Source organism: Mediterraneibacter torques (genome assembly GCF_044591705.1).
GTDB classification, from domain to species: domain Bacteria; phylum Bacillota; class Clostridia; order Lachnospirales; family Lachnospiraceae; genus Mediterraneibacter; species Mediterraneibacter torques.
The window spans coordinates 1,839,893-1,865,018 of record NZ_CP172594.1 but is presented as its reverse complement, the minus strand read 5'-3'; the positions used below and the strand labels follow the sequence as shown (position 1 = coordinate 1,865,018).

The following is a 25,126-nucleotide window of genomic DNA, read 5'->3' as shown; positions in this document are numbered from 1 at the left end:
TGAACTGCTCCAAAAAGTCTGACTTTTTTGGAAGAGTTCGTTGTTACGGGGATTTTGTTTTCGGTTTCAATAACGATATCTTTACCAGCTAGGGAAGAAAAGGTTATTTCCGATGTTGACTCCCGGTCGGTTTGTAGATCCTGCATAGAGGAAATAATAACAGTCTGCCACTGCCGCAAGTCTTGCGCCGTTGATCGCATCTTGCGCAACCTGCATAGATAAAGAGGTCGGACCTTTCTTCAGAACAGCGTCAAGACGACCTGTCCATACCGGTTCAAACTGTCCGCTTGCATAGATAACTCCTCTGATCGTATTCGGAAAACGAGGACTTTCCACACGGTTTAATATTACAGTTGCGACAGCAAGCAGAGAATCATAGTTCTGATGAGCTTCACACTGCAGGATCGCCGCAAGAAGTGTGACGTCATCCGCAGAAGCGTCGATCTGTCCGCCGTTGTTTGTAATAGTATCGTCGTAGCCGCCGTTTTGCTGGAGCTGCTCCAGTCGCTCTGCCTCAAGGCGGGCAGCCTCTTCAGCCTTTGCTTTTTCTAATTTGGCTTGTACTTCCGTAAGATTTGTTGAAGTCGCCTTTGCTTTTTCCTGGAGTTCCGTCTGTTTTTTCTTAAGTTCATCTTTCAGATCAAGAAGTGAATCCTGCTGAGTTTCTAATGTGTTTTTCTGATCTTCGATATTTTTATAAATATTTTTCAGATCGTCAAGGGCAGTTTTGTCATATTCGCTCAGATTTTCGATAAAATCAGCTTTGTTTATAAAATCTGCCATGTTTTCCGCCGAAAAGAGCATCTCAAGCAGTGTTGCGTTCCCGTGTTCGTACATATATTTAATACGGGATTTCATATTTTCATACTGCTCATTTTCGTTTTCTTCAGCTTCGACAAGTGCATCGGAAGTACGGGCAATCTCACCGTTTAAGATCTCAACCTGCATTTCTGTTGCAGAGATCTCTTCGCTCAAAGAGAGAATATCTTTGTTGATACCGTCTAATTCACTTTCGAGTGCAGAAGTCTGTCCTTTTAAATTGTCAATGTTGTCATCTGCAAATGAAGGAAAAACTGAAAGTACAATTCCGAGAGAACTGATCAGGATGATGCCTGATTGTATCCACCGTTTTTTGTAGAATTTCATAGCTTTAAATTCCTTTCTTGAAGCATTTTTTAAGTGCTGAATAATCATTATACTACAAATTGCGTTATTTGGCAAACTTTGATATGATAAAGGCTGAGAAGGCCGCTTTTAAAAGCAGCGAAAGACAGAACGGAAAAGAAAGAGGTATATCTATGACGCATAAGATAAAAATGATCGGACTTGACCTGGACGGAACATTGCTGACGGATAAAAAAGAACTGACTGTGCGGACAAGAGAAGTTCTTGCAAAGGCGATCAGAAGCGGAATCGTCGTACTTGTAGCTACGGGGCGTCCGTGGATGGGAGTTCCGGAAGAATTGAGAGAATTTCCGGGTATGGATTATGCGCTGACGTCTAATGGAGCAAGGATTATCGACACTCGTACGGGAAATGTAATAGAAGAACATCTGTTGTCTGTCAAATCAGCGAAAAAGGCGTTGGAAATTTGTCGAAAATATGATACTCTACAAGAGGTATATTTTGATGGACAGGGATATGCTCCGGCAGAAAAAATGGAGTTTGTGGAACGATATCACAAAAATCCGAATATGTGGGAATATATGCGTAAAACCCGTATTCCGGTGGATGATATTTTTGAACTGGTAGACAGAGAAAACAGAGGTCTCGATAAAACGCAGGCATTATTTGCGGATATGTCCGAGAGAAAACGTGCGTGGGAAGAACTTGCCCGTCATGAGGATTTGGAACTGGTCGGATCTCTTCGTTATAATATAGAAGTGAACGCGGCGGGAGTCAATAAAGGAACAGGACTTGTCAATCTCGGAAGCAGGCTTGGTATTAAGCGGGAAGAGATCATGGCGTTCGGAGACGGAGATAACGATACCGTGATGCTGAAAGAAGTCGGTTTCGGCGTCGCAATGGCAAACGGAGAGCCGCAGGTGAAAGAAGCTGCAGATTATATCACACTGTCAAATGAAGAGGACGGCGTTGCGCAAGCGATTGAAAGATTTGTTCTCGGAGGAGGAGAAGCAAGATGTTAGAAGCATTAAAAGTAATTATATTCGGTATTGTGGAGGGAATCACGGAATGGCTGCCGATCAGCAGCACGGGGCATCTGATCTTGTTGGAAGAATTACTGCATTTGAAACAAAATCAGGCGTTTCTTGACATGTTTTATGTTGTGATCCAGCTTGGAGCGATACTGGCGGTTGTCGTTATGTATTTCCATAAGCTGAATCCGTTTTCACCGAAGAAAACCCAGAAACAGAAGATGTTGACGATCCAGTTGTGGGTCAAAGTGATCATAGGTTCGATTCCGGCAATGCTGATCGGGCTTCCGTTCAATGATTTTATAGAAGAAAAGTTCAACAATTCATATGTTGTTGCCGCGACATTGATCATCTACGGTATTCTGTTTATCGTAATCGAAAACTATCAGAAAGATAAGCAGCCGAAAGTGGAAAAACTTTCTCAGCTTACGATACAGACGGTTTTGATCATCGGCGTATTTCAGGCATTGGCGCTGATCCCCGGAACATCCCGTTCGGGAGCGACGATCGTGGGAGCGCTTCTCATAGGAGTATCAAGAGGAGTTGCGGCGGAATTTACATTTTTCCTTGCAATTCCGGCGATGTTCGGCGCAAGTTTTTTGAAACTGATTAAATTCGGATTAAATTTCACGGGTATGCAGGTATTTCTGCTTTTGTTGGGAACGGTCGTTTCGTTTGCGGTTTCCATCCTTGCGATCAAGTTCCTCATGCAGTATATCAGAAAACATGATTTTAAAGTGTTTGGTTACTACAGAATCGTACTGGGAGTCATTGTGCTTCTTTACTTCGGTATTAAGACGCTGCTTGCATAAGAATTGTTTCGGCGAAAATGTGTATTTTGCAAAAAACCTGTATAAAGAATGAAGATTTATGCATAAAGTAACGCATAATATACATAAAAACTGAAACAGAATGCATAAAATTAAAAAAAGAGCTTGATTTTTATGCAGAACGTGTTAGAATGTAGTGCATGGAATGCATGGTTATTCAGCATTGAGCAATGGAATTATAAACGGAGGGTGCGAAAATGAAAAATACGAAAATGAAAAAGTTTTTAGCAGTAGTTTTAAGTGCGGCGCTTGTTGCCGGACTGGCAGCAGGTTGCGGAAGCAAAGAAGACGGTAAAGAAGAAGATAAAGGAAGCAGCGCGAAAACGGCGAAAGTGATCGACGTTGATCTTACAAATGAAGAGTATGCGTTCGGTATTGATAAAGATCAGCCGGAACTTGTTGAACAGGTAAACGCATTTATAAAAGAAGTAAAAGAAGACGGAACGCTGGATGAGATCTGTGACAAGTATTTCGGCGGCGGAGAGCCGGCAGCAGTAGAATCCGCAAAACTTGACGAGTCGAAAGATCAGCTTGTAGTTGCCACAAATGCAGCGTTTGAGCCGTTTGAGTATACAAAAGGCGATAAATATGTCGGAATCGACATGGAACTGGCAGCTCTTCTTGCGGAAAAGCTTGGAAAAGAACTTGTAATCCAGAATATGGATTTTGATGCGGTATGTCTTTCTGTAGGACAGCACAAATGTGATATCGCTATCGCAGGACTTACAGTCAATGATGAAAGAAAACAATATGTGACATTCTCAGATACATATTATCAGGCGTCACAGCGTTTGATCGTTCCGAGCGATGACGATACATTCGACGATCTGAAAGATGCAGATGCAGTTGCGGCAAAACTTGGCGAACTGAAAAAAGAAGATAAGATCGGCGTACAGCAGGGAACGACAGCGCAAAGCTACATCGAAGGAGACGAAGCTTTCGGATTTGAAGGACTTCCGGCTACATGCCAGCCGTATAAGAGCGGATCACTTGCGGTTCAGGATATGCTGAACGGAAACATCAAATATGTGATCATCGATGCAGCTCCGGCTACAGCGATCACAGAAGCGATTAATGCAATGCAATAAGTTCTCGGAAGCAGAATGAGCAATCGGCGCAATACAGAAGAGGATTTCAAAACAGTATGAAATGAAACGGACGATTGAGCGGATGATTTCGGACTGAGAGTTTTGCAAAAAGAATAGAAAACAGTATTAAATCAGAAAGGGAAATACAGGTATGTTCCGAAAACGGAAAATATCGGCGTTTTCCTTTCTTTGGACGTTTGAGAGAAGAAAGCAAAGAGGAAAGTAATGGGTAATTTTAGTGCAAAAGTAGATAAGTTTATAGAAATATTTATCGATCAAAACGGCTATGTAAAAGTGGTGCAAGGTTTGCAGAACACAGTCCTTATTGCGATTGTCGGTCTGGTCATCGGTATTTTGATCGGGACTGTTATCGCGACGGCAAGGGTGCTGCCGAAATATAAAGTGCTCCCAAGAGTTTTGAACGGTATATGCAGCGTTTATGTGGCGATGTTCAGAGGAACGCCGATGGTTGTGCAGCTTCTTGTATTTTATTATGTACTTCTTCCGATCATCGGATGGAACATAACGGGAGTTCAGGTCGCGATGCTTGTGTTCGGATTGAACAGCGGCGCATATATTTCGGAAATTATGCGAAGCGGAATCCAATCGGTAGACGCAGGACAGATGGAAGCGGGACGTGCAGTCGGATTAAGTTTCGGGGCGAGTATGATGAAGATTGTCATTCCGCAGGCTGTCAAGAATATTCTTCCGACTCTCGGAAACGAATTTATCGCGCTTATCAAAGAAACATCGGTTGTAAGTTTCGTAGGCGCGGCGGATCTGTATGTGGCGTTTAACTATATCGGAACAAACAGTTATGAATTCATGGTTCCGTATCTCGTGATGGCGCTTATTTATATTGCATTGATCCTTGTTGTGACACTGCTTGTAAAATTATTGGAAAGGAGCCTGAAGAAGAGTGATAGACGTAATTAATCTTAGAAAAAGCTTTGGTGATCTTGAAATCTTAAAAGGCATCAATATCACGATCAATAAAGGCGACATTGTCGCGGTGCTCGGACCGTCAGGTTCCGGAAAAAGTACGTTTCTGCGCTGCTTAAATTGTATGGAAGATCCGACATCCGGAAGCATTGTTTTTAAAGGAGTCGATATCGCGGATATGAAAGTCGATATCAACGTGCATCGCCGCCATATGGGTATGGTATTTCAACATTTTAATTTGTTCAATAATAAAACAGTTCTTCAAAACGTAATGATGGCTCCGGCATATTTGCAGTGCAAGGATCTGAAAAAAGCAAAAAATAAAAACAGAATGATCCGGTTTAAAAATATATTCCGAAGCAAAAAAGAAGAACTTATCCCAATTACAACGACAAAAGAACAGATCAAAAGCGAGACGAAAAAGCAGGCTCTTGAACTGCTCGGAAGAATCGGACTTGAAGACAAAGCGGACGTTTACCCGTCTACATTGTCGGGAGGTCAGAAGCAAAGAGTTGCGATCATTCGTTCTCTTGCAATGAATCCGGATGTGATCCTGTTTGACGAGCCGACATCGGCGCTTGATCCGGAGATGGTCGGAGAAGTTCTTGAGTTGATGAAGAAGCTGGCTCAGGAAGGAATGACGATGGTTGTAGTCACTCATGAGATGGGATTTGCGAAAGAGGTTGCGTCCAGAGTGATCTTCATGGATGACGGGCAGATTGTTGAGGAAGCTGAACCGGAAGAATTTTTCGGCAATCCGAAGAATCCGAGACTGAAAGAATTTTTGTCGAAGATTTTGTAAAAAGAATCTGTAAGTTGAAAAACGTGTACATGTCTGTGCACAGAAGAACATATGAAAAGCAGGGTGGATGAGAAACTCTGCTTTTTGTTTTTGAAAGAATGAAAAGTCCGAAGCAGACTTTTTGCTTTTATTTAAAGCGAGGTGGAAAATGAGATACGATCGAATTTATAAGGCGAAGTTTATAGAACGTCCGAACCGGTTTATTGCCTATGCAGAATTAAACGGGAAAAAGGAAACGGTTCATGTGAAAAATACAGGAAGATGCGCCGAGCTTCTTCGGCCGGGAGCAGATATTTATATTCAGGAAAGCGATAATCCGTCCAGAAAGACAAGGTGGGACTTGATTGCCGTAAAAAAGGGCAGTCGAATGATCAATATGGACTCTCAGATTCCGAATAAGGTTGTAAAAGAATGGATTGAACAGGGAAATCTTTTTGGAAATGTGACTTTGATCCGGCCTGAAACCGTATACAAAAATTCTCGTTTTGACCTGTATGTGGAAGCGGAAGATCAAAACGGGGGAATCCGAAAGATTTTTATTGAGATCAAAGGTGTGACATTAGAAGAAAACGGAGTGTGCCGCTTCCCGGATGCGCCAAGCGAACGAGCCGTAAAACATCTGGAAGAGCTTTCCGATGCAAAGAAGAATGGATATGAGGCATATGTGTTTTTTGTGATCCAGATGAAAGGCGTGCGTTATTTCACGCCGAATACAGAGACACATCCTCAATTTGCCGAAGCGCTTCAAAAGACGGCAAAGGAAGGTGTAAAAGTGCTTGCCTATGACTGTGATGTGACAAGCGATGCGATCGAGCTGAGCGATGCGGTAGACGTCGTTCTAGGCAATCCGATCTTAAAAGAATCTGTCCGGCCTCTTGTAGAGTGGTTTCGTGAGAATAAGCGTGATCTTCCGTGGAGAAAGAGGATTAACGCATACAGAGTGTGGATTTCGGAGATTATGCTTCAGCAGACGAGGGTGGAGGCGGTAAAGCCTTATTATGAGCGCTTTTTAAGTGAACTTCCCGATGTGAGCGCACTTGCATCTGTCGAGGAAGACAGGTTATTGAAACTGTGGGAAGGATTGGGGTATTATAACCGGGCCCGCAATTTAAAAGCTGCGGCGTGTCAGATTATGGAACAATACGGAGGAAGGTTTCCTTCATCATATGAAGAAATACGTTCGCTGAAGGGAATCGGAAATTATACTGCGGGAGCGATCGGATCATTTGTTTATCACATTCCGAAACCCGCAGTAGACGGAAATGTTCTGCGCGTAGTATCGAGGCTTGCGGCAGATGAGGGTGATATCAAAACGGCGGCTGTAAGATCAAAAGTAGAAGAATTGATCGAAGAAATCATCCCGAAAGATGCGCCGGGTGATTTTAATCAGGGGTTGATTGAGTTGGGAGCGATCGTCTGTGTTCCGAACGGAGAGCCGAAATGCGCCGCCTGTCCGCTTGAAGCGCTGTGCAAAGCACATAAGGAAGGACGGGAAATGGATTTCCCGGTGAAGAAAAAGGCGAAAGCAAGAAGAATAGAAAAGAGGACGGTGTTTATTTTTCGGGATAATGAAAAAGTGGCAATCAGGAAACGGCCTCAAAAAGGACTCCTTGCCGGAATGTATGAATTTCCGAATGTGGAAGGGCACCTCAGGACAGAGGAAGTGATCGGGTATGCGCAGACGGCAGGGCTGACTCCGGTACGTGTAAAACGGATTGGAACGGCAAAACATATTTTCAGCCATGTAGAATGGCATATGACAGGATATGAACTGCTGGTCGATGAACTGGAAAAAACGTCGGCGCCAAACGTCGGTCAAATGTGTGCGGAAAACGGAGCGGATAGATCGGAAAATATATTTGTAAAGATAAAACAATTAGAGGAAGAGTATGCGATGCCGTCTGCATTTGATAAGTTTGTAGAGCACACTCGGTTTTCTTGAAATGTATGAGATACTGTGGTAAACTGTTGCTGTATGTATTGAATGAAGTCAGAACAGACAGGAGTGTACTTGGATGAAAGAAAAAGAACAGATCTCAAGACAGCAGCAAAAATCCCGGGAGACGAAAGAAAAAATATTCAAGGCAGCGAAACGCATTTTGCAGAAGGGCGGATACGAGGAACTGTCTATCAAAAATATATGTGAGGAGGCGGGTGTCTCCAATGGAAGCTTTTACCACCATTTTAAGACAAAAGATGATCTTCTTTCTTACTATATAGAAGATCAGCCTCAGATCGAACCGAATCTTTTGGAACTTCCGGACAGCGTACAAGCAGTAAAAGACGGTATTATCCAAGTGTATTTGAATTATGTAAAATACTGCCGTGAACTTGGAGTTGAGTTTATGTCCGGTTACTATGATACGAAAAACCAGGCGTTGAATGCAGATATCCGTACAGAACGTCCGTATCCGATCGTGACAGTAAGAGCTTATGTCGAAAAGGCAGTGCAGGCAGGCGTCGCAGTATTGAATGAGCCGATCGAAGAATTTACGACAGATATCAGGATGATCGTAATCGGGAATGTGTTTGAGTGGTGCATTAAGCATGGAAAGGCTGATTTTGAAGGAAATATGAGCCGGTCGCTTAGATGTTATCTCGACGGGGCGCTTCGCGAAGCGGTTCGCTGACGAAAGACAAACAAAACAGAACATAAAAAGCGGACGGAGCTTATAAAAGGAACAATAGATAAGAGATAATAAAAATGGAAAAAGAATATGATTTTATTATAAACCCGAAAGCACGTTCAGGAATGGGAATGAAAGCATGGCAGAAAATAGAATCAGAATTGAAGGCACGACATATAAATTACCGTGTATATCTGACAAAAAGAAGAGGTCATGCCGCTAAGACGGCGGCGTTTATCACGGCAGATGATAAACGGCATACGATTGTTGTTTTAGGCGGAGACGGCACAGTTAATGAAGTCGTAAACGGGATAAAACGTCCGGATCTGATAACATTTGGGTATATCCCTATAGGGTCGAGCAATGATTTCGCGCGGGGATTAAAACTTCCGAAAGATCCGATGAAAGCACTTCAATCTGTATTATCTCCGAAGAAAGTGATTTCTGCCGATGTAGGACAGATTTCAAGAGAAGGAAAAAGCCGGAGATTTATTGTAAGCGCAGGGATGGGGTTCGACGCAGGAGTCTGTCATGAAGTGTGCGTGTCACAATGGAAAAAGCGGCTGAATAAAATAGGGCTGGGTAAACTAAGTTACGCAGTAGTTGCCCTTGACCGTCTGAAAAAAGACCGGCCGACAAAGTTGACGGTAACGCTGCCTGACGGGAGAAAACAGATGTTTGAAAAAACTCTTTTTGTGGCTTTTATGAATCTTCCATATGAAGGCGGCGGTTTTCGATTTGCCCCGGAGGCGTCCGTGACGGATGGCTGCATCGATATCGTGATAGCGCACCATATGTCTCCTTTGAAGGCGGTGTGGCTGTTGCCGAGAGCGTTTTTTGGGAAACATACGGGAGCAAAAGAAATTACGATCATTCGGAGTCCTTCGGTATCGGTTGAGGCGCAGCGAAGCCTTCCGATCCATACAGACGGAGAGGCGGCGTTTTCCCGATATAAGGCATCGGTGGAGATACTGGAAGAAAAATTGCATATCATTGCAGGATAACAGCCGGAAAATTTAATAAATGTTTCCTAAATGTTTTATGAAGAAGGTTGTTGTACATTTTAAATCGTGCTATAATCGTTGCAATCGCAAAGATTAAAAGATTGCATATGAAAAGGGGCAGTCGTGTAATGGGCAAAAAAGAAAGTGGTAAATTCGGAAGCTGGCTGAAAAAGTATAAACATGCGTGGGTATTTTTGTATATTTTTATCTACATGCCGTGGTTTTTGCTTTTGGAAAAGCGTGTAACGACAAACTATCATGTGATCCAGACGCAGTTTGATATGTGGATTCCGTTTGTTGAATATTTTATTATTCCGTATTTGATGTGGTTTGCGTTTATCGCGGCTGCATTTGTGTATTTTTTCTTTACGGACGTACCGGGATTTTATAAAATGGCGAAGTTTATGTTTACCGGTATGACAATATTCTTGATCATATCGACGATATTTCCGAATGGGCAGGATCTTCGTCCGGTCGTATTTGAGAGAGATAATGTATTTGTGGATATGGTGCGGATGCTGTATCGTGCGGATACATGTACGAATGTATTCCCGAGTCTGCATGTATTTAATACGCTGAGCGTGTGTATCGCTGTCCATGAGAGTGAAAAACTGAAAAAACACAAAGCTGTCTGCAATGCGGCGTACATATTGGCGGCGCTGATCATTCTTGCAACGATGTTTTTGAAACAACATTCTGTTCTGGACGTATTCGGAGCGGTGATTATGGCGTATGTACTTTATAAAGTCGTCTATGAGCCGGAAAAGAAGATGATACCTCAGCTCTCAAAACAAAAATTTTCAAAGCAGAAGCGGATTGCCGCTCATAATAAATAAAAGAGCAGCGGTAAAGATAAACAGGATAAAGATAGATTAATTTTAACAGGAACATTTTCGACAGGAGCGAAAATGGGAAATGAGAGGGAATGAACATTATGAGAAAAGTTATGCTTACAGGTGACCGTCCGACAGGAAGACTTCATGTGGGACACTATGTAGGATCGTTAAGAAGACGTGTGGAGCTTCAGAATACGGGAGAGTTCGACGATATTTTTATTATGATCGCAGATGCTCAGGCGCTGACGGATAATGCGGATAATCCGGAAAAGGTGCGCAGCAATATTATTGAAGTCGCTTTGGATTATCTTGCGTGCGGACTTGATCCGGAAAAATCGACGCTTTTTATCCAGTCGCAGATTCCGCAGTTATGTGAACTGTCGTTTTATTATATGAATCTTGTGACGGTGTCAAGACTTCAGAGAAACCCTACTGTAAAAACAGAGATTAAAATGCGTAATTTCGAGACGAGTATTCCGGTAGGATTTTTCACATATCCGATCAGTCAGGCGGCGGATATTACGGCGTTTAAGGCGACGACTGTTCCGGTCGGCGAAGATCAGATGCCGATGATCGAACAGACAAAAGAGATCGTTCATAAGTTTAATTCCGTATATGGGGATACACTTATAGATCCGAAGATCCTTCTCCCTGAAAATCAGGCATGTCTGCGGCTTCCGGGAATTGACGGAAAAGCGAAAATGAGCAAATCGCTCGGGAACTGTATCTATCTGTCGGAAGAGCCGGAGGAGATTAAGAAGAAAGTGTTCAGTATGTTTACCGATCCGACTCATATCCGGGTGGAAGATCCGGGAAAACTGGAAGGAAACACAGTATTTACTTATCTTGATGCATTTTGCAGACCGGAATATTTTGCAGAGTTTTTGCCGGAATATTCGGATCTGGACGAGCTGAAAGCACATTATCAGCGCGGCGGACTCGGAGATATGAAAGTGAAACGTTTTCTGAATAATGTACTTCAGGCCGAGTTAGAGCCGATCAGGAACCGCAGAAAAGAATTCAGTAAAGATATTCCGGCGGTTTATGAGATGCTTAAAAAGGGAAGCGAGAAAGCGGAAGCGGTTGCGGCACAGACACTTGCAGAAGTAAAAGCTGCAATGAAGATCAATTACTTTGACGATACAGAACTGATTAAAGCGCAGTCAGAACAGTTTGCAGAATAAGAAATGATATCAAAAAACTCAGGAGAAAGTTCTTCTGAGTTTTTTTGTCGGCGACGGGGAAAATCCGAGCCTGATCAAGAATTATTTTACAATAAAAAAGATGCTGCATAAGCAACATCTCTTTTCGTACGTGCGATAGAAGATTCGAACTCCCGACCTTCTGGTCCGTAGCCAGACGCTCTATCCAGCTGAGCTAATCGCACATTTGCTGTTTCGTTCACAGCGAAATTTATTATATTATAGGTTTTGAAATATGTCAACCCTTTTTGGAATAAAAAATGAATAATTTTAAAGAATGATTTTCAAGGGGTTCTCAGGCAAACAATCTTGCCATGTCTTCGGGCAGATCGGCGGTAAATGTCATTTGTCTTCCGGTTATCGGATGGAGAAAGCGAAGACAGTGAGAGTGAAGCGCCTGCCGGTCGATCAGTTCCATATCCGGATTGTACAGATAATCTCCGATCAAAGGAAATCCGAGGTGTTTCATATGGACTCGGATCTGATGTGTGCGGCCTGTTTCTAAAATAAGAGAAACGAGTGAAAGCCCGTTTTTTTCAAAAACTGTGTGGTAATGGGTAATTGCATGTTCGCCGTTTTCAAAATCGATCTTCCGTTCGATGAGAGAACTTCCGGTTCGTCCGATCGGAGCATTTATCGTTCCTTCAAAAGGAGTGACGTGTCCGCGTACAATGGCGAGATATTCCCGTTCGATCTGATGCCGGGCGGTCATGGAAGATAAGATATTAGAGCTGACCATATGCTTCGCAACGACAGTCAGACCGGAAGTGTCCCGGTCAAGACGGTTTGTACAGCGGAAAATAAAAGGTTTGTTTTGTTGTTCATAATACCACATCAGCGCGTTTGCAAGAGAGTTTCGATAGTTGTTAAGAGAAGGGTGGATCGGCATTCCGGCAGCTTTGTTTATCACTATGATATCTTCATCTTCATAGACAATATCGATCGGCAGATTGACAGCGGGAATATTCGGAGAGGAAGTTTCTTCCTGAATGCGGACAGTCAGAATATCTCCTGCCTGAAGTGTTGTTTGCATATAAGACCATTCTCCGTTTTTTAAAATGCTTTCGGGCATTTTTTTAAGAAGTGTCAGATTTTGCATGGAATATCCGTGCTTTCGGAGAAAACTGTCAATACGGATGTTTTGTCCGCTGTCGGTTATTTTATATGTGATCGTACGTTCCATAACTTCTCCATTTCGTTTCGGCGCGCAAAACGAGGCGGCAATTTTTATATGCCGGGTTTCGCATGTCTGTTTTTGTATTGCGTCAGTTCAGTCATATATTATAACAAAGACAGACAAGACCGGTCAATAATGTAAAGCAGTCGTGTAAAGTTCGCGGGAAAAGGTGGAATGGAATGTACGTGTGTGGTAAACTATGTATAATGCTGTTTGTGAATTAATTTAGAGAGAGGATTTTTATAAATGGATATCAATCAAAAACTGACAGAAGAACTTGATGTGAACCGCTGGCAGATTGACGCGGCGGTAACTTTGATCGATGAAGGGAATACGATCCCGTTTATATCGAGATATAGAAAAGAAGCGACCGGGTCACTCAACGACGAGCAGCTTAGGAAGCTTCATGAAAGACTTCTCTATCTGAGAAATCTGGAAGAGAAGAAAGAGCAGGTGATCTCGAGCATTGAAGAGCAGGGAAAGATGACAGAAGAACTCAAAGAGAAGATCCTTTTAGCTGAGACGCTCGTGACAGTGGAAGATCTGTATCGGCCATATCGTCCGAAGCGGCGGACGAGGGCAACGATCGCGAAAGAAAAAGGATTAGAGCCTTTGGCAGCGTATATGATGCTGCAGCAGGCAAAAGAACCTTTGGAAGAAACCGCAAAGCAATATATTTCGGAAGAAAAAGAAGTAAAGACAGAGGAAGAAGCAATCGCCGGAGCAAAAGACATTATTGCGGAAATCATTTCCGATAATGCGGATTATCGTACATGGATCAGAAAAACGACGATGAAAAAAGGAAAAGTCGTTTCTACAGCAAAAGATCCGGAGACAGAATCTGTTTACGAGATGTATTACGAATTTGAAGAATCGGTTGAAAAGCTTGCCGGACATCGGATTCTTGCGCTGAACCGCGGTGAGAAAGAAAAAATACTGACGGTCAAAGTAGAGGCTCCGGAGGAAGATATTCTGAGATATTTAGAGAAAAAGACGATTGTAAATGATAATCCGTATACGACTTCGGTCTTAAAAGAAGTTGTCGAGGACAGTTATAAACGTCTGATCGAGCCTGCGATCGAAAGGGAGATAAGAAATGAACTGACGGAGAAAGCGGAAGACGGAGCAATCGACGTATTCGGGAAAAATCTGCATCAGCTTCTCATGCAGCCGCCGATCGCGGGGAAAGTAGTGCTTGGATGGGATCCGGCGTTTCGTACGGGATGTAAACTGGCAGTTGTCGATCCGACGGGAAAGGTGATCGGAACTACGGTCATTTATCCGACGGCTCCGACGACTCCGCAGAAGATCAAGGCAAGTAAGGACTTGCTAAAGAAGATCATTCCGAAATATCATATTTCACTTATTTCGCTTGGAAACGGAACTGCTTCCCGTGAATCAGAACAGTTTATCGTGGAACTTTTGAAAGAGATACCTGAGCAGGTTCAGTATGTGATCGTCAATGAAGCGGGAGCTTCTGTCTACTCGGCAAGTAAGCTTGCAAGTGAGGAATTTCCGAAGTTTGATGTAGGTCAAAGAAGCGCGGCGTCCATCGCGAGAAGACTTCAAGATCCATTGGCCGAACTTGTGAAGATCGATCCGAAGTCGATAGGCGTCGGACAATATCAGCATGATATGAATCAGAAGAAACTGGGAGAAAAGCTTGGGGGAGTCGTAGAGGACTGCGTTAATAAAGTCGGCGTTGATTTGAATACGGCGTCTGCGCCGCTTTTATCGTACATTTCGGGAATCAGTTCGGCGATTTCTAAAAATATTGTAGCCTACAGAGAGGAGCACGGAAAGTTTACGAGCAGAAGAGAACTTCTGAAAGTGCCGAAACTTGGGCCGAAAGCGTTTGAACAATGTGCGGGATTTATGAGAATCCGCGACGGAGAGAATCCGCTTGACGGTACGGGCGTCCATCCTGAATCATATGAAGCGGCAAAAGGCCTTTTGCAAAAGCAGGGGTATTCACCGGAAGATGTGGCGGCTCATAATCTGGCGGGATTATCTCTTACGATAAAAGACTATAAAGCGACGGCAGAAGAATTAGGAATCGGCGAGATCACCCTGCACGATATCGTAAAAGAGTTGGAAAAGCCTGCGCGCGACCCGCGTGACGAGATGCCAAAACCGATTCTTAGAACGGACGTACTGGAAATGAAAGATTTAAAAGAAGGAATGATATTGAAAGGAACGGTGCGAAACGTCATTGATTTCGGCGTGTTTGTGGATATCGGAGTTCATCAGGACGGTCTCGTACATATTTCCCAGATTACAGACCGTTATATCAAACATCCCCTTGAGGCAGTGAGCGTCGGAGACGTTGTGGATGTAAAGGTGATGAGCGTGGATATGAAAAAGAAGAGGATACAGCTTACGATGAGAGGAATTTCCTGAAAAACGAAAAAAGAAAGAAGAAAAAAGATTTGAGAAGACAGCGGGAGGTATAGGAATGGCAAAATACAGACATATTGTCTTTGACGTGGACGGAACACTGATCGATACGAGAGACTGCATATTATATTCATTGCAGGAGATGCTCATGACGGTAAAAGGAGAGCGGTACGAGATAGAAGATCTGAAGTTTGTGCTGGCTAATACATCTGTGAAAAATATGCATCTTCTCGGGGTGGAAGAAGAAAAAATCCCGGGCGCAGTCGAAATGTGGGTGGCAAATGAAGAGAAGAACATCGATATGATCCGCATTTTTGACGGAATAGAAGAACTTCTGGAAAAACTGGAGAAAAAAGGAAGTACGCTTGGTGTCGTAACATCAAGAACACGCGAGGAACTGGAGCTTGTTCTTGATCAGCTTCCGATACGAAAATATTTTTCGATATGCATATGTGCCGATGACACGAAAGAGCATAAACCGTCGGCACAGCCGCTGCTGAAATATATGGAACTGTCAGGAGCGCGGAAAGAAGAAACCGTCTATATCGGAGACAGCGCTTCAGATATGGCATGCGCCCTCAATGCGGGAGTGGATTGTGTTCATGCGGTATGGGGCGAACCGGAAACAGAAGCGGATGCGACTTATCGCGCCGGGAAACCGGAACAACTTGAGGAAATATTTTTATAAAAATTGTTTGACAGAACCGGCTTTCTAAAGAGCGTTTTGTAAATTAGGTTTATTGAATCACAGCGCCGGATTTGTTATGATGATAGAGAAATCAATTTTATTGTAAAGAAGCATGTAAATAAAATAAAGTGGAAAAGAAAAGGAGAAGAATATGAAGATCGGAATCGGAAATGACCATTCAGCATTAGAATTAAAGGCGGAAATCATTAGTTTCCTGAAAGAAAAAGGACATGAAGTAGTAGATTACGGAACAAATTCAAGCGAGAGCTGTGATTATCCGGTCTACGGGGAAATCGTGGCAAGAGCAGTGGCAGCAGGCGAGGTTGAACAGGGAATCCTGATCTGCGGAACAGGTCTTGGAATTTCTCTTGCGGCAAATAAAGTAAAAGGAATCCGCGCCGCGGTTTGCAGCGAGCCGTTTACGGCAAAGATGGCAAGAGTGCACAATAACTGTAATATCCTGGCGTTCGGAGCTCGTGTGGTAGGAGCGGAGCTTGCGAAAATGATCGTAGAGACATGGCTTGACGCTGAGTTTGAAGGAGGACGTCATCAAAGAAGAGTTGACCTGATTACAGCGATTGAGGAGAAATAAACATGCAGTCATATCATCTGACACAATGGGTATTGTTCTTTTTCATTTACAGTTTTATCGGCTGGGTATGGGAATGCTGCTTTGTTTCTGTGCGGAAACGCCGCTGGGTAAACCGCGGATTTATGTACGGGCCGATGCTGCCGATCTATGGATTCGGAGCGCTTGCGGTCTTGATCAGTACGATCAGAGTCAGAGACAGTATTCCGTTGATCTTTTTATTCGGCATGGTTGGAGCAACGCTGTTGGAATACGTTACAGGGGCGGTTATGGAGAGACTTTTCAATGTGAAATACTGGGATTACAGCAATCAGAAATTTAATCTGAACGGATATATTTGTCTTACCTCGTCTTTGGGGTGGGGATTGTTTTCCGTTTTACTTGTTAAGTTTGTTCATGTACCGATCGAGGGAGCGGTGCTGAAGATTCCGACGATTATTGCGGAGGGTATCGCATTTGTGCTGACTGTTGCGGCGGCGGTCGATGTGACGCAGTCGTTTAATGATGCGATGGATCTGAAGCGGATTCTTGCACAGCTTGAAGAAAGCAAAAAACAGATCAGGAAGATACAGGAGAAATTAAAAGTCGCTTCTGAAGAATTTGTGGAAGATTATCGACAGCGCGCAGGTGAGTTTGTGGAAGATTATCGACAGCGCGCAGGTGAGTTTGTAGAAGATTATCGCAGGCGTGTAGAAGAACATGTAGAGGATTACCGCGGACGTGCGGAAGAAATGGCGGAAGATTACAAAAAACTGGCAGAAGAGCATATGGACAGTTACCGTCAGCGCGCAGAAGAAATGGTAGAGGGATACAAAGAAGAGATCAAAGTTCAAAAGAAGAAACGCCGCGAACAAATCAATTCACGCAAAGAAGAATATCTGGCGCGTGTTCATGCAAGGCGCGAAGAGAGACAGCGTCTTCTTGCAAGATTGTCGGAGAGGGCGGAACTGTTGATGAAGGAAGAATTTACATCAAAGGTTGACGAATTGATCGGCGAAGATAAACGGGAAGAATATGCGAAGATCAAGAAAAATATTTCCCGGGAGATGACGAAGATGCACGACAGAACAGACAGAAGCTATATCCGTGCAGCAAGACATTTGAAAGGCAATCCGACGGCTGTGTCAAAAAGATTTTCAGAAGCTCTTGCCGAACTGAGAAAACATATGGATGAGAAGTGATAGCGGAGGGATACCAAAGATGACAAAAAAGCAGCGTGCGTTACAGGTGATCGAGCGGCTGAAAAAAGAATATCCGTCCGCCGGCTGTACGCTTGATTATGATCAGGCATGGAAACTGCTTGTCAGTGTGCGGCTTGCGGCACAGTGTACAGATGCCCGTGTCAATGTAGTGGTGGAAGGGTTATATGAAAAATATCCGACAGTGGAAGCTTTGGCGGAAGCGGATGTAGATGAGATTGAGAAAATTGTGCGTCCGTGCGGTCTTGGCAGAAGCAAGGCGCGCGATATCAGCGGCTGTATGAAGATGATCCGGGATGAGTATGAAGGGAAAGTGCCGGATGATTTTGACGCGCTGATGAAACTTCCGGGAGTCGGAAGAAAAAGCGCAAACCTTATCATGGGCGATGTGTTCGGGAAACCTGCGATTGTGACAGATACGCATTGTATCCGGCTTGTAAACCGGATCGGACTCGTAGATGGGATAAAAGAACCGAAAAAGGTCGAGATGGCATTGTGGAAGATCATTCCTCCTCAGGAGGGAAGCGATTTCTGTCACAGGCTTGTCTTCCACGGGCGGGATGTGTGTACGGCAAGGACAAAGCCGTACTGCGAGAAGTGCTGTCTGGCGGATATTTGCAAGAAAAACGGAGTTTCATAAAAAAGAAAAAGAGGAGGCAGAAAATGAAAAGTTTGAAATTAAGAGATGATTTTTATTGGACAGGTATTATTGACGATCAACTCAGAGTATTTGATATTATCATGTATACGGAATTCGGTACAACTTATAATTCTTATGTGATGAAGGCGGGGGACAAAACAGTTCTTTTCGAGACTGCAAAAGCGAAGTTTTTTGACGAATATTTGGAACATCTTCAAGAAGTGATCGACATTCGGAAAATCGATTATCTTGTTGTAAGTCATACAGAGCCGGATCATGCCGGAAGCGTAGAACGCCTTCTCGATTATAGTCCGCAGATGAAGGTGATCGCTACGGGATGTGCACTCGGTTTCCTGAAAGAGATCGTAAACCGGGATTTTGTCGGCATTCCGGCAAGGGATAAAGAGAAGATGACGATCGGAAATAAGACGCTTGAGTTTTTGTTTGTTCCGAATCTTCATTGGCCGGATACGATGTACACTTTTATTGAGGAAGAACAGATTCTTGTAACATGTGATTCTTTCGGTGCACATTACTGCCTCCCGGAAGTCGTATCAAGTGAGATTAAAAATGAGGCGGATTATCAAAGTGCTTTGAAATATTATTATGACTGCATTATCGGACCGTTCAAACCTTTTATGCTTAAAGCTCTCGACCGTGTTGAAACAATGGATATTTCCATGATCTGTACGGGGCATGGACCGGTTCTCGTAGGAGATCGGATCAGACAGGTTATGAAGCAATACAGAGAATGGTCGACAGTGGTCAATCCGAATGAGAAAAAAACAGTTATTATCCCGTATGTGAGCGCATATGGCTACACGAAGATGCTTGCGGAAAAAATCGCGGAAGGAGTCAAAGACAGCGGCGATATCGACGTCAGGTCTTATGACATGGTTGAGGCAGACGCAGAGAAAGTGAACGAAGAACTTTTGTTTGCGGACGGAATATTGCTTGGAACTCCTACGATTGTCGGAGAAGCGCTCAAGCCGATATGGGATCTTACACTTGCAATGTTTCCGGCTACTCACGGAGGAAAATATGCCGGCGCATTCGGAAGCTACGGTTGGAGCGGAGAAGGAGTGCCGAATATTACGCAGCGTCTGAAACAACTGAAAATGAAAGTATCGGAAGGATTCCGCGTTCGGTTTAAACCATCGGAAGCGGATCTTGTGAGCGCTTATGAGTACGGATATCAGTTCGGGTGCATCGTGCAGAACAAAGAACCTGTAAAGCCGAAGAAAAAAGGCGCCAGAACGCTTGTGAAATGTCTTGTCTGCGGAGAAATTTTCGATTCTTCGATCGAGATATGTCCGGTGTGCGGAGTCGGAAAAGAGAATTTTATAGAAGTTGAAGCAGAAGAAAGCGCCGTTTTGAATAATACAGAAGAATATTATGTTATCCTCGGAAACGGAACGGCAGGATTTAACGCTGCCAAGGCGATAAGGGAACGTGATAAAACGGGAGCTGTTACGATCATTTCCGATGAAGAGTATCCGGCATACAACCGTCCGATGCTGACAAAGTCGATCGTGGCAGGATTGAGCGCGGATCAGATCGCGATCGTAGATCCGTCATGGTATGAAGAAAACAAAGTGTTCCAAATGTTAGGAAAGAAAGTGGCGTCTGTCGATGTAAATGAAAAAGAAGTGATTCTTGAAAGCGGAGAGAAAGTGCATTTCACGAGACTGATCTATGCACTTGGAAGCGAGTGCTTTATACCTCCGATCGAAGGAAGTTCTTTGCCGGAAGTAGTTGCGATCCGCCGCCTTGCAGATGTGGAAAAACTGGAAAAAATGATGGAACATGCGGCGAAAGCAGTTGTGATCGGAGGCGGTGTGCTTGGTCTGGAAGCTGCCTGGGAACTGAAAAAAGCGGGGGTTGATGTACAAGTGTTAGAAGCTGCTCCGATTCTTATGGGACGTCAGCTTGACGAGAACGCTTCGGACATTTTGAGGATGTTCGCCGAAAAGAGCGGTGTGAAGATCAGTACGGGCGTTTCCGTGGAAGCAGTGGAAGGAGACGGACATGTATCGGGAGTCCGCTTGTCTGACGGTCAGGTGATTCCTGCGGAAGTTGTCGTTGTATCGGCGGGAGTGCGTGCAAATACAGCATTGGCTAAGGAGATCGGACTTGATGCGGACCGTGCCGTTAAAGTGAACGAACGGATGGAAACGAGTGTTCCGAACGTATATGCATGCGGTGACTGTGCGGAATTTAACGGGGCAAACTATGCTGTTTGGCCGGAGGCTTCCGAACAGGGACGTATCGCGGGCGCAAATGCGGCAGGGGATCAGATTGAGTATGCGGCGACAGCTCCGACATTGACATTCCATGGGATGAACACGGCTCTTTTCGCAGCCGGAGATAACGGGAAAAATCCGAATCTGCTTTATAAGACGGCAGAATTTAAAGATATGGGAAAAGGAAGATACAGTAAATATTACTTTTTAAACAACCGCCTTGCAGGCGTTATCATGATCGGAGATCTGTCCGATATGGTCAAAATCACGGAGGCATTGGAAAAACATGCCCTGTATAAAGATGTGCTCGGATAGAAAAGAACGCATCACATAAAGCGGCGCCTCCCGGGCAGGAGTGAGAGTCTCGTATAAAACCGTGTCCGGGGGGATTATTTTTATCGAAGGTGCATCTGAAACTGCGTCTTTGCAAAAAAGATGTGCGGGAAAGGAATTCAAAAGAGAAAATATGGTAAACACAATATATGAACTGGCATGGATCTTTTTTATTTATTCATTTATCGGATGGTGCGGCGAGGTCATCGTTGCGGCGGTTAACAGGCACAAGTTTGTCAACAGGGGATTTATCGCGGGACCGCTCTGCCCGATCTACGGAACGGGAGCGGTGGCGGTGGCGGTGTTTTTGCCGGAATTAAAAGAAAATCTGATCTTTCTTTTTATCGGCGGAATGATCGTTACTTCGTTCGTAGAATATATTACGGGAAGGCTGATGGAAAAGATACTGCATAAAAAGTGGTGGGATTATTCAGATCAGAAATTTCATCTGGACGGTTACATTTGTCTGCGGGTATCTGCTTTATGGGGCGTGTGCAGTGTACTGATGATCTACTTCCTGAATCCGTTTTTTTGCGGTCTTGTCAATATGATACCCCGTTTGATCGGAGAAGTGATCTTATGGGTGCTTTTAGGCCTGCTTATTGCGGATGGTCTCGGTTCGGGAATTGCGGTTCTTGAATTGAAAAGAAAGAAAGGTCGGATCGAGCAGATTACGGAAGAGCTGCAGAAAACGTCTAAATTTCTTGAAAACGCTCTGACAAAACGGATCCAGAAAAGACTGGTAAAGGCATTTCCGAATATTGAGACTGAAAAAGATGCTGAACAGGAAGAAAAATTTGCGGAAGGATGCGGATTTTTTAAACTGGCGAGTCTGTTTATCATCGGAGCATTTATCGGGGATATAGTAGAGACGATATTCTGCCTTATTACAACCGGGCGTCTTATGAGCCGCAGCAGTCTTGTGTTTGGTCAGTTCAGTATCGTGTGGGGAATTGCATGTGCGCTTCTGACATGGATTTTATATAGATACCGTGATAAGAGTAATTGGTTTATATTCCTTTTCGGAACAATACTCGGGGGCGCATATGAATACATATGCAGTGTTTTTACGGAGATTGCCTTTGGAACAGTGTTCTGGGATTATAGTAAGATCCCGTTTAATCTGGGAGGAAGAATTAACCTGTTGTATTGTTTCTTCTGGGGATTTGCCGCCGTTATCTGGATGAAAGCGGTTTACCCGTTTTTGTCAAGACAGATCGAACGATTGCCGAAAAAGGCGGGACGTATCATCTGCTCCTTGCTGCTTGTTGTTCTGACGGCGGATATGGCGCTGTCATTTGCCGCTTTGGCGCGTTACGGAGAACGTCAGGAAGGAAAAGAAGGAAACGGGGTTATCGCTGAAAAGTTAGATGAGTATTTCCCGGATCAGTTTATCGAGAAACGGTATGAAAATCTGAAAATAGCGAAATAAATAAAACAGATAAAACAAAAAACCGGAATGTGCCTTTTGGCGCTTCCGGTTTTTGCTGATGTGCGGCCCTTCGCCGGGAAATTATGATTTGGAATTCAGAGACTGCAGTTCGCGAAGAAAGTCCAGATCATCTTGCCTCAATTTTATGTTTGTAACATAATTTTTATCGGAAGGCGATGTGACGCTGATTTCGATCACTGTGCCTTCTTCCAAAGCGTTATGAGACACCGCGTTCAAAAAAGAAGGAAATTTCGGGTGATTTTTACGAAAAGTTTCCAGATGTTTTTTTAAAGCTTGTAAACGTGCGATTTGTGATAAATTCAAGTAACACAACTCCTTTTTGGTTATTCGGAATATTTTCCTTTATATGATTTCGATTTGTGAAAATCTATTTAATCTTATAACAAAGATTCAATAAAAAAGCAAATAAAAAAATAAAATAAAAAAAGTAAAAAAGTTCTTGCAATTATCTTTATCATGTGGTAGTATACTACTTGTGTCAGAGATGACGCGGGTGTAGTTCAATGGTAGAACACCAGCCTTCCAAGCTGGATACGTGGGTTCGATTCCCATCACCCGCTCTATTTTTTTATCGTAACAGTTCAGCCGGTTTCAGCCGTTGTGGTTGGACTGTTTTTTTGTAACGGCGAAGAGCCGAATCCCGGACTTGCCTGGGAACTTGACGGCTGCTTGCGATTCCGGAACGCATCTTTTATCGCTTCCGGTGATTATCCGAAAGAAGATGTGAAAAGCCTGTGCTATACAGGCTTTTCTGTGCTATACTGTAGTTTACAATAGAAAAAACGGGAGGCGGATCATGCGGGATGATGTTACTGACAGCGGTATTATGCGTGTGCTTTCAAAGATTTGCGATATCGTGTGTCTGAATGTTTTGTGGCTTGTTTGCTCACTGCCGATCATTACGATCGGAGCATCGACAACAGCGTTGTATACAGTAATGCTGAAACTTGTAAAAAATGAAGAAGGTTATATATTTAAAGGGTTTCTTCATGCATTTAAGTTGAATTTTAAGCAAAGTACAATCATATGGCTTATATTGCTTTTGTGCGGAGGCGTTTGTTTTGTTGATTACAGAATATCGGAAATGATGCCGGGGACACTGGGAATGGTGTTTAAAAGTGTTTTTTTACTGCTTGCATTTTTTTTGATTTCAGTAACGATTTATTCATTTGCGCTGACTGCAAGATATGAAAATACGATAGGGGCTACGCTGAAAAATGCGCTCCTTTTAACGGTGGCAAAATTACCTTATACAATTTTGATGACAGCGCTGACAGTCGGAGCGGTTGTTTTGTCGTGGTGGAATACGGGAATCCTTATGCTTACGATCCCGGTCTGGATCTTGGCGGGAACAGGTATTCTTGCTTTTATTAATTCCTGTATATTAAGAAGAGTGTTCCGTGTATTTGATGAAAAGGCGGAAGGCGGCGACGAAGAAGAAAGAACCGATATGGAAGAATAAGATGGAAAAATAATCTGCACAGGCAGGAAAACGAGAGGAGCAGAAGATGAATTTTTTAGAAGAACGCATTGTAAAAGACGGGGTTGTGAAAGAAGGAAACGTATTGAAAGTAGACAGCTTCCTGAATCATCAGATGGACATTAAGCTGTTGGATCAGATGGGGGCTGAATTTAAGAGACGTTTTGCGAAAAAGCCGATTAATAAAATTTTAACGATCGAAGCGTCGGGGATCGGTATTGCCTGCGTGGCGGCACAGCATTTTGATGTGCCGGTTGTGTTTGCAAAGAAATCGCAGAGTATCAATCTTGACGGAGAAATGTATGTAGCGGAAGTGGAGTCATTTACACACAAATGCAGAAATCATGTGATCGTATCTCAAAAATTCCTGACGCCGGAAGATCATGTTCTTATTATCGACGATTTTCTTGCGAACGGATGCGCTCTTCAGGGATTGATCCAGATCGTTCAGTCCGCAGGCGCGACAGTAGAAGGAATCGGGATCGCGATTGAAAAAGGCTTTCAGTCGGGAGGAAGGATCATCCGCAACCTCGGTTTTCAGCTTGAGTCTCTGGCAATCGTTGACGGAATGGATGCTGCGGCGGGAACGGTGACGTTTCGCAGCCAGGAAGAGCAAAAAGAGGCGGAGCAGCCCGCAGAAAAATGTGAACAGTGCAGGAGTGCGACTCTTGATTAAGAAAAAACCGGTCTCTGTGAAGGGGCTGGTTTTTGACATGGACGGACTTCTTCTTGACTCGGAAAAAGTTGTAAAACGGTCTTGGGATTATGCGGGAAAAGAACTTGGATATGAAAACTTCGGAGATCACATCTATAATACAGTCGGATTTAACTTGAAGAGGCGGACAGAATATTTCAAGACGAACGTTGATTTGGATTTTCCGATGGATCGATTTGCGCAAATGACACGGGAATATTATTATAAGATTGCGGATAAAGAAGGAATAGCGGTGAAAAAAGGCGCTCCGGAATTGCTGAATGCCGCAAAAAGTCATGGATGTATGATCGGACTTGCAACGTCTTCGCGGCAGATACACGCAGAGCAGTCTTTGAAAAGAGCGGGATTGTACGATTATTTTGACGGCAAAGTGTTCGGGGATACAGTGAAGGAAGGAAAGCCTTCGCCGGAGATTTATCTGAAAGCGTGTAAAAGTATCGGGATTGAGCCGGAAGATGCGGTCGCTTTGGAAGACGCGCCTTCAGGAGCAATATCGGCACATGCGGCAGGTATGCGCGTGATCGTTGTTCCCGATCTTGTGCAGCCTCCGGAAGAAGTAAAACAATTCCTATGGAAACAAGCGGAAGATCTTGAGCGGGTGATAGAGATGATATGGGGATGATTCGTTATATTGCACATAAGCCGGAGAAAAGTTTCTTGAAAAAATTATGAAAACAAAAGAAATGTTTAAATAATGTACAAAAAATAAAATGATGTGTCGATCA

Annotated in this window: 23 protein-coding genes and 2 tRNA genes; 21 read left to right on the top strand and 4 right to left on the bottom strand. The window is 43.7% G+C overall.

The window, feature by feature from the left end; all coding sequences use genetic code 11:
- Nucleotides 1-81: 81 nt before the first annotated feature.
- Nucleotides 82-1,146: a cell wall hydrolase gene (locus tag ACH9UM_RS08745; RefSeq protein ID WP_009243398.1), complete on the bottom strand. Its 1,065-nt coding sequence runs from the start codon at nt 1,144-1,146 to the stop codon at nt 82-84.
- Between the two features lie 152 nt (nt 1,147-1,298).
- Between ACH9UM_RS08745 and ACH9UM_RS08740 the strand changes: the two genes are divergently transcribed.
- The 10 genes from ACH9UM_RS08740 to trpS all read left to right on the top strand — a co-directional run bounded on the left by ACH9UM_RS08740 (nt 1,299) and on the right by trpS (nt 11,469).
- Nucleotides 1,299-2,147 (top strand): Cof-type HAD-IIB family hydrolase, encoded by an 849-nt coding sequence (locus tag ACH9UM_RS08740; protein WP_022003172.1) that lies wholly within the window; start codon nt 1,299-1,301, stop codon nt 2,145-2,147.
- Nucleotides 2,141-2,968, top strand: coding sequence for an undecaprenyl-diphosphate phosphatase (locus ACH9UM_RS08735; protein ID WP_004845926.1), 828 nt, complete (start codon nt 2,141-2,143; stop codon nt 2,966-2,968). Before ACH9UM_RS08740 ends, ACH9UM_RS08735 begins: the two co-directional genes overlap by 7 nt.
- 215 nt (nt 2,969-3,183) lie before the next feature.
- A complete protein-coding gene (locus ACH9UM_RS08730) occupies nt 3,184-4,074 on the top strand; it encodes an ABC transporter substrate-binding protein (protein ID WP_022003173.1) in 891 nt (296 codons plus the stop codon).
- 225 nt (nt 4,075-4,299) lie between these two features.
- The gene (locus ACH9UM_RS08725) at nt 4,300-5,010 is read left to right on the top strand and encodes an amino acid ABC transporter permease (RefSeq protein WP_004845924.1); all 711 of its coding nucleotides are present in this window, start codon (nt 4,300-4,302) and stop codon (nt 5,008-5,010) included.
- A complete protein-coding gene (locus ACH9UM_RS08720) occupies nt 4,994-5,818 on the top strand; it encodes an amino acid ABC transporter ATP-binding protein (RefSeq protein WP_009243396.1) in 825 nt (274 codons plus the stop codon). The genes ACH9UM_RS08725 and ACH9UM_RS08720 overlap by 17 nt, the downstream gene beginning before the upstream one ends.
- Nucleotides 5,819-5,966: 148 nt before the next feature.
- The gene (gene mutY / locus ACH9UM_RS08715) at nt 5,967-7,760 is read left to right on the top strand and encodes an A/G-specific adenine glycosylase (protein ID WP_238102272.1); all 1,794 of its coding nucleotides are present in this window, start codon (nt 5,967-5,969) and stop codon (nt 7,758-7,760) included.
- Nucleotides 7,761-7,833: 73 nt separating this feature from the next.
- Nucleotides 7,834-8,448 carry a TetR/AcrR family transcriptional regulator gene (locus ACH9UM_RS08710; RefSeq protein ID WP_004845921.1) on the top strand — a complete coding sequence of 205 codons (615 nt, stop codon included), beginning with the start codon at nt 7,834-7,836 and terminating at the stop codon, nt 8,446-8,448.
- Between the two features lie 74 nt (nt 8,449-8,522).
- On the top strand, nt 8,523-9,449 hold the full coding sequence (locus ACH9UM_RS08705; protein WP_004845920.1) for a diacylglycerol kinase family protein: 927 nt from the start codon (nt 8,523-8,525) through the stop codon (nt 9,447-9,449).
- 128 nt (nt 9,450-9,577) lie between these two features.
- The gene (locus ACH9UM_RS08700) at nt 9,578-10,285 is read left to right on the top strand and encodes a phosphatase PAP2 family protein (RefSeq protein WP_155236708.1); all 708 of its coding nucleotides are present in this window, start codon (nt 9,578-9,580) and stop codon (nt 10,283-10,285) included.
- Between the two features lie 98 nt (nt 10,286-10,383).
- Complete coding sequence (gene trpS / locus ACH9UM_RS08695; RefSeq protein WP_009319945.1) at nt 10,384-11,469, top strand: tryptophan--tRNA ligase; 1,086 nt, start codon at nt 10,384-10,386, stop codon at nt 11,467-11,469.
- Nucleotides 11,470-11,598: 129 nt separating this feature from the next.
- Here trpS and ACH9UM_RS08690 read toward each other — a convergent pair.
- Together ACH9UM_RS08690 and ACH9UM_RS08685 are read right to left on the bottom strand one after the other, a co-directional pair.
- A tRNA-Arg gene (locus ACH9UM_RS08690) sits at nt 11,599-11,672 on the bottom strand.
- A 110-nt stretch (nt 11,673-11,782) separates the two neighbouring features.
- Nucleotides 11,783-12,670 (bottom strand): RluA family pseudouridine synthase, encoded by an 888-nt coding sequence (locus ACH9UM_RS08685; RefSeq protein WP_004845915.1) that lies wholly within the window; start codon nt 12,668-12,670, stop codon nt 11,783-11,785.
- Nucleotides 12,671-12,910: 240 nt separating this feature from the next.
- On the opposite strand from ACH9UM_RS08685, the gene ACH9UM_RS08680 reads away from it, so the two are divergent.
- The 7 genes from ACH9UM_RS08680 (at nt 12,911) to ACH9UM_RS08650 (ending at nt 22,185) form a co-directional block, all read left to right on the top strand.
- Nucleotides 12,911-15,064 carry a Tex family protein gene (locus ACH9UM_RS08680; protein ID WP_155236707.1) on the top strand — a complete coding sequence of 718 codons (2,154 nt, stop codon included), beginning with the start codon at nt 12,911-12,913 and terminating at the stop codon, nt 15,062-15,064.
- Nucleotides 15,065-15,119: 55 nt separating this feature from the next.
- Nucleotides 15,120-15,749: an HAD family hydrolase gene (locus tag ACH9UM_RS08675; RefSeq protein ID WP_009243391.1), complete on the top strand. Its 630-nt coding sequence runs from the start codon at nt 15,120-15,122 to the stop codon at nt 15,747-15,749.
- 151 nt (nt 15,750-15,900) lie between these two features.
- Nucleotides 15,901-16,341, top strand: coding sequence for a ribose 5-phosphate isomerase B (gene rpiB, locus ACH9UM_RS08670; protein ID WP_004845911.1), 441 nt, complete (start codon nt 15,901-15,903; stop codon nt 16,339-16,341).
- Nucleotides 16,342-16,343: 2 nt separating this feature from the next.
- On the top strand, nt 16,344-17,519 hold the full coding sequence (locus tag ACH9UM_RS08665) for a putative ABC transporter permease (RefSeq protein ID WP_004845910.1): 1,176 nt from the start codon (nt 16,344-16,346) through the stop codon (nt 17,517-17,519).
- A 19-nt stretch (nt 17,520-17,538) separates the two neighbouring features.
- Nucleotides 17,539-18,177 (top strand): endonuclease III, encoded by a 639-nt coding sequence (gene nth, locus ACH9UM_RS08660; RefSeq protein ID WP_009243390.1) that lies wholly within the window; start codon nt 17,539-17,541, stop codon nt 18,175-18,177.
- Between the two features lie 23 nt (nt 18,178-18,200).
- Complete coding sequence (locus ACH9UM_RS08655; protein ID WP_055158734.1) at nt 18,201-20,735, top strand: FAD-dependent oxidoreductase; 2,535 nt, start codon at nt 18,201-18,203, stop codon at nt 20,733-20,735.
- A gap of 151 nt (nt 20,736-20,886) precedes the next feature.
- Nucleotides 20,887-22,185 (top strand): putative ABC transporter permease, encoded by a 1,299-nt coding sequence (locus ACH9UM_RS08650; RefSeq protein WP_055158737.1) that lies wholly within the window; start codon nt 20,887-20,889, stop codon nt 22,183-22,185.
- 81 nt (nt 22,186-22,266) lie between these two features.
- Here ACH9UM_RS08650 and ACH9UM_RS08645 read toward each other — a convergent pair whose 3' ends face one another.
- Nucleotides 22,267-22,509 carry a hypothetical protein gene (locus tag ACH9UM_RS08645; protein ID WP_009243388.1) on the bottom strand — a complete coding sequence of 81 codons (243 nt, stop codon included), beginning with the start codon at nt 22,507-22,509 and terminating at the stop codon, nt 22,267-22,269.
- A gap of 186 nt (nt 22,510-22,695) precedes the next feature.
- Here ACH9UM_RS08645 and ACH9UM_RS08640 point away from each other — a divergent pair.
- From ACH9UM_RS08640 to ACH9UM_RS08625, 4 genes are all read left to right on the top strand, one after another.
- A tRNA-Gly gene (locus tag ACH9UM_RS08640) sits at nt 22,696-22,766 on the top strand.
- 236 nt (nt 22,767-23,002) lie between these two features.
- On the top strand, nt 23,003-23,668 hold the full coding sequence (locus ACH9UM_RS08635; RefSeq protein ID WP_400091098.1) for a YesL family protein: 666 nt from the start codon (nt 23,003-23,005) through the stop codon (nt 23,666-23,668).
- A 46-nt stretch (nt 23,669-23,714) separates the two neighbouring features.
- The gene (locus ACH9UM_RS08630; RefSeq protein ID WP_004845903.1) at nt 23,715-24,362 is read left to right on the top strand and encodes a xanthine phosphoribosyltransferase; all 648 of its coding nucleotides are present in this window, start codon (nt 23,715-23,717) and stop codon (nt 24,360-24,362) included.
- Nucleotides 24,355-25,023 carry an HAD family phosphatase gene (locus ACH9UM_RS08625; RefSeq protein ID WP_009243386.1) on the top strand — a complete coding sequence of 223 codons (669 nt, stop codon included), beginning with the start codon at nt 24,355-24,357 and terminating at the stop codon, nt 25,021-25,023. The genes ACH9UM_RS08630 and ACH9UM_RS08625 overlap by 8 nt, the downstream gene beginning before the upstream one ends.
- The last annotated feature ends 103 nt before the right edge of the window (nt 25,024-25,126 follow it).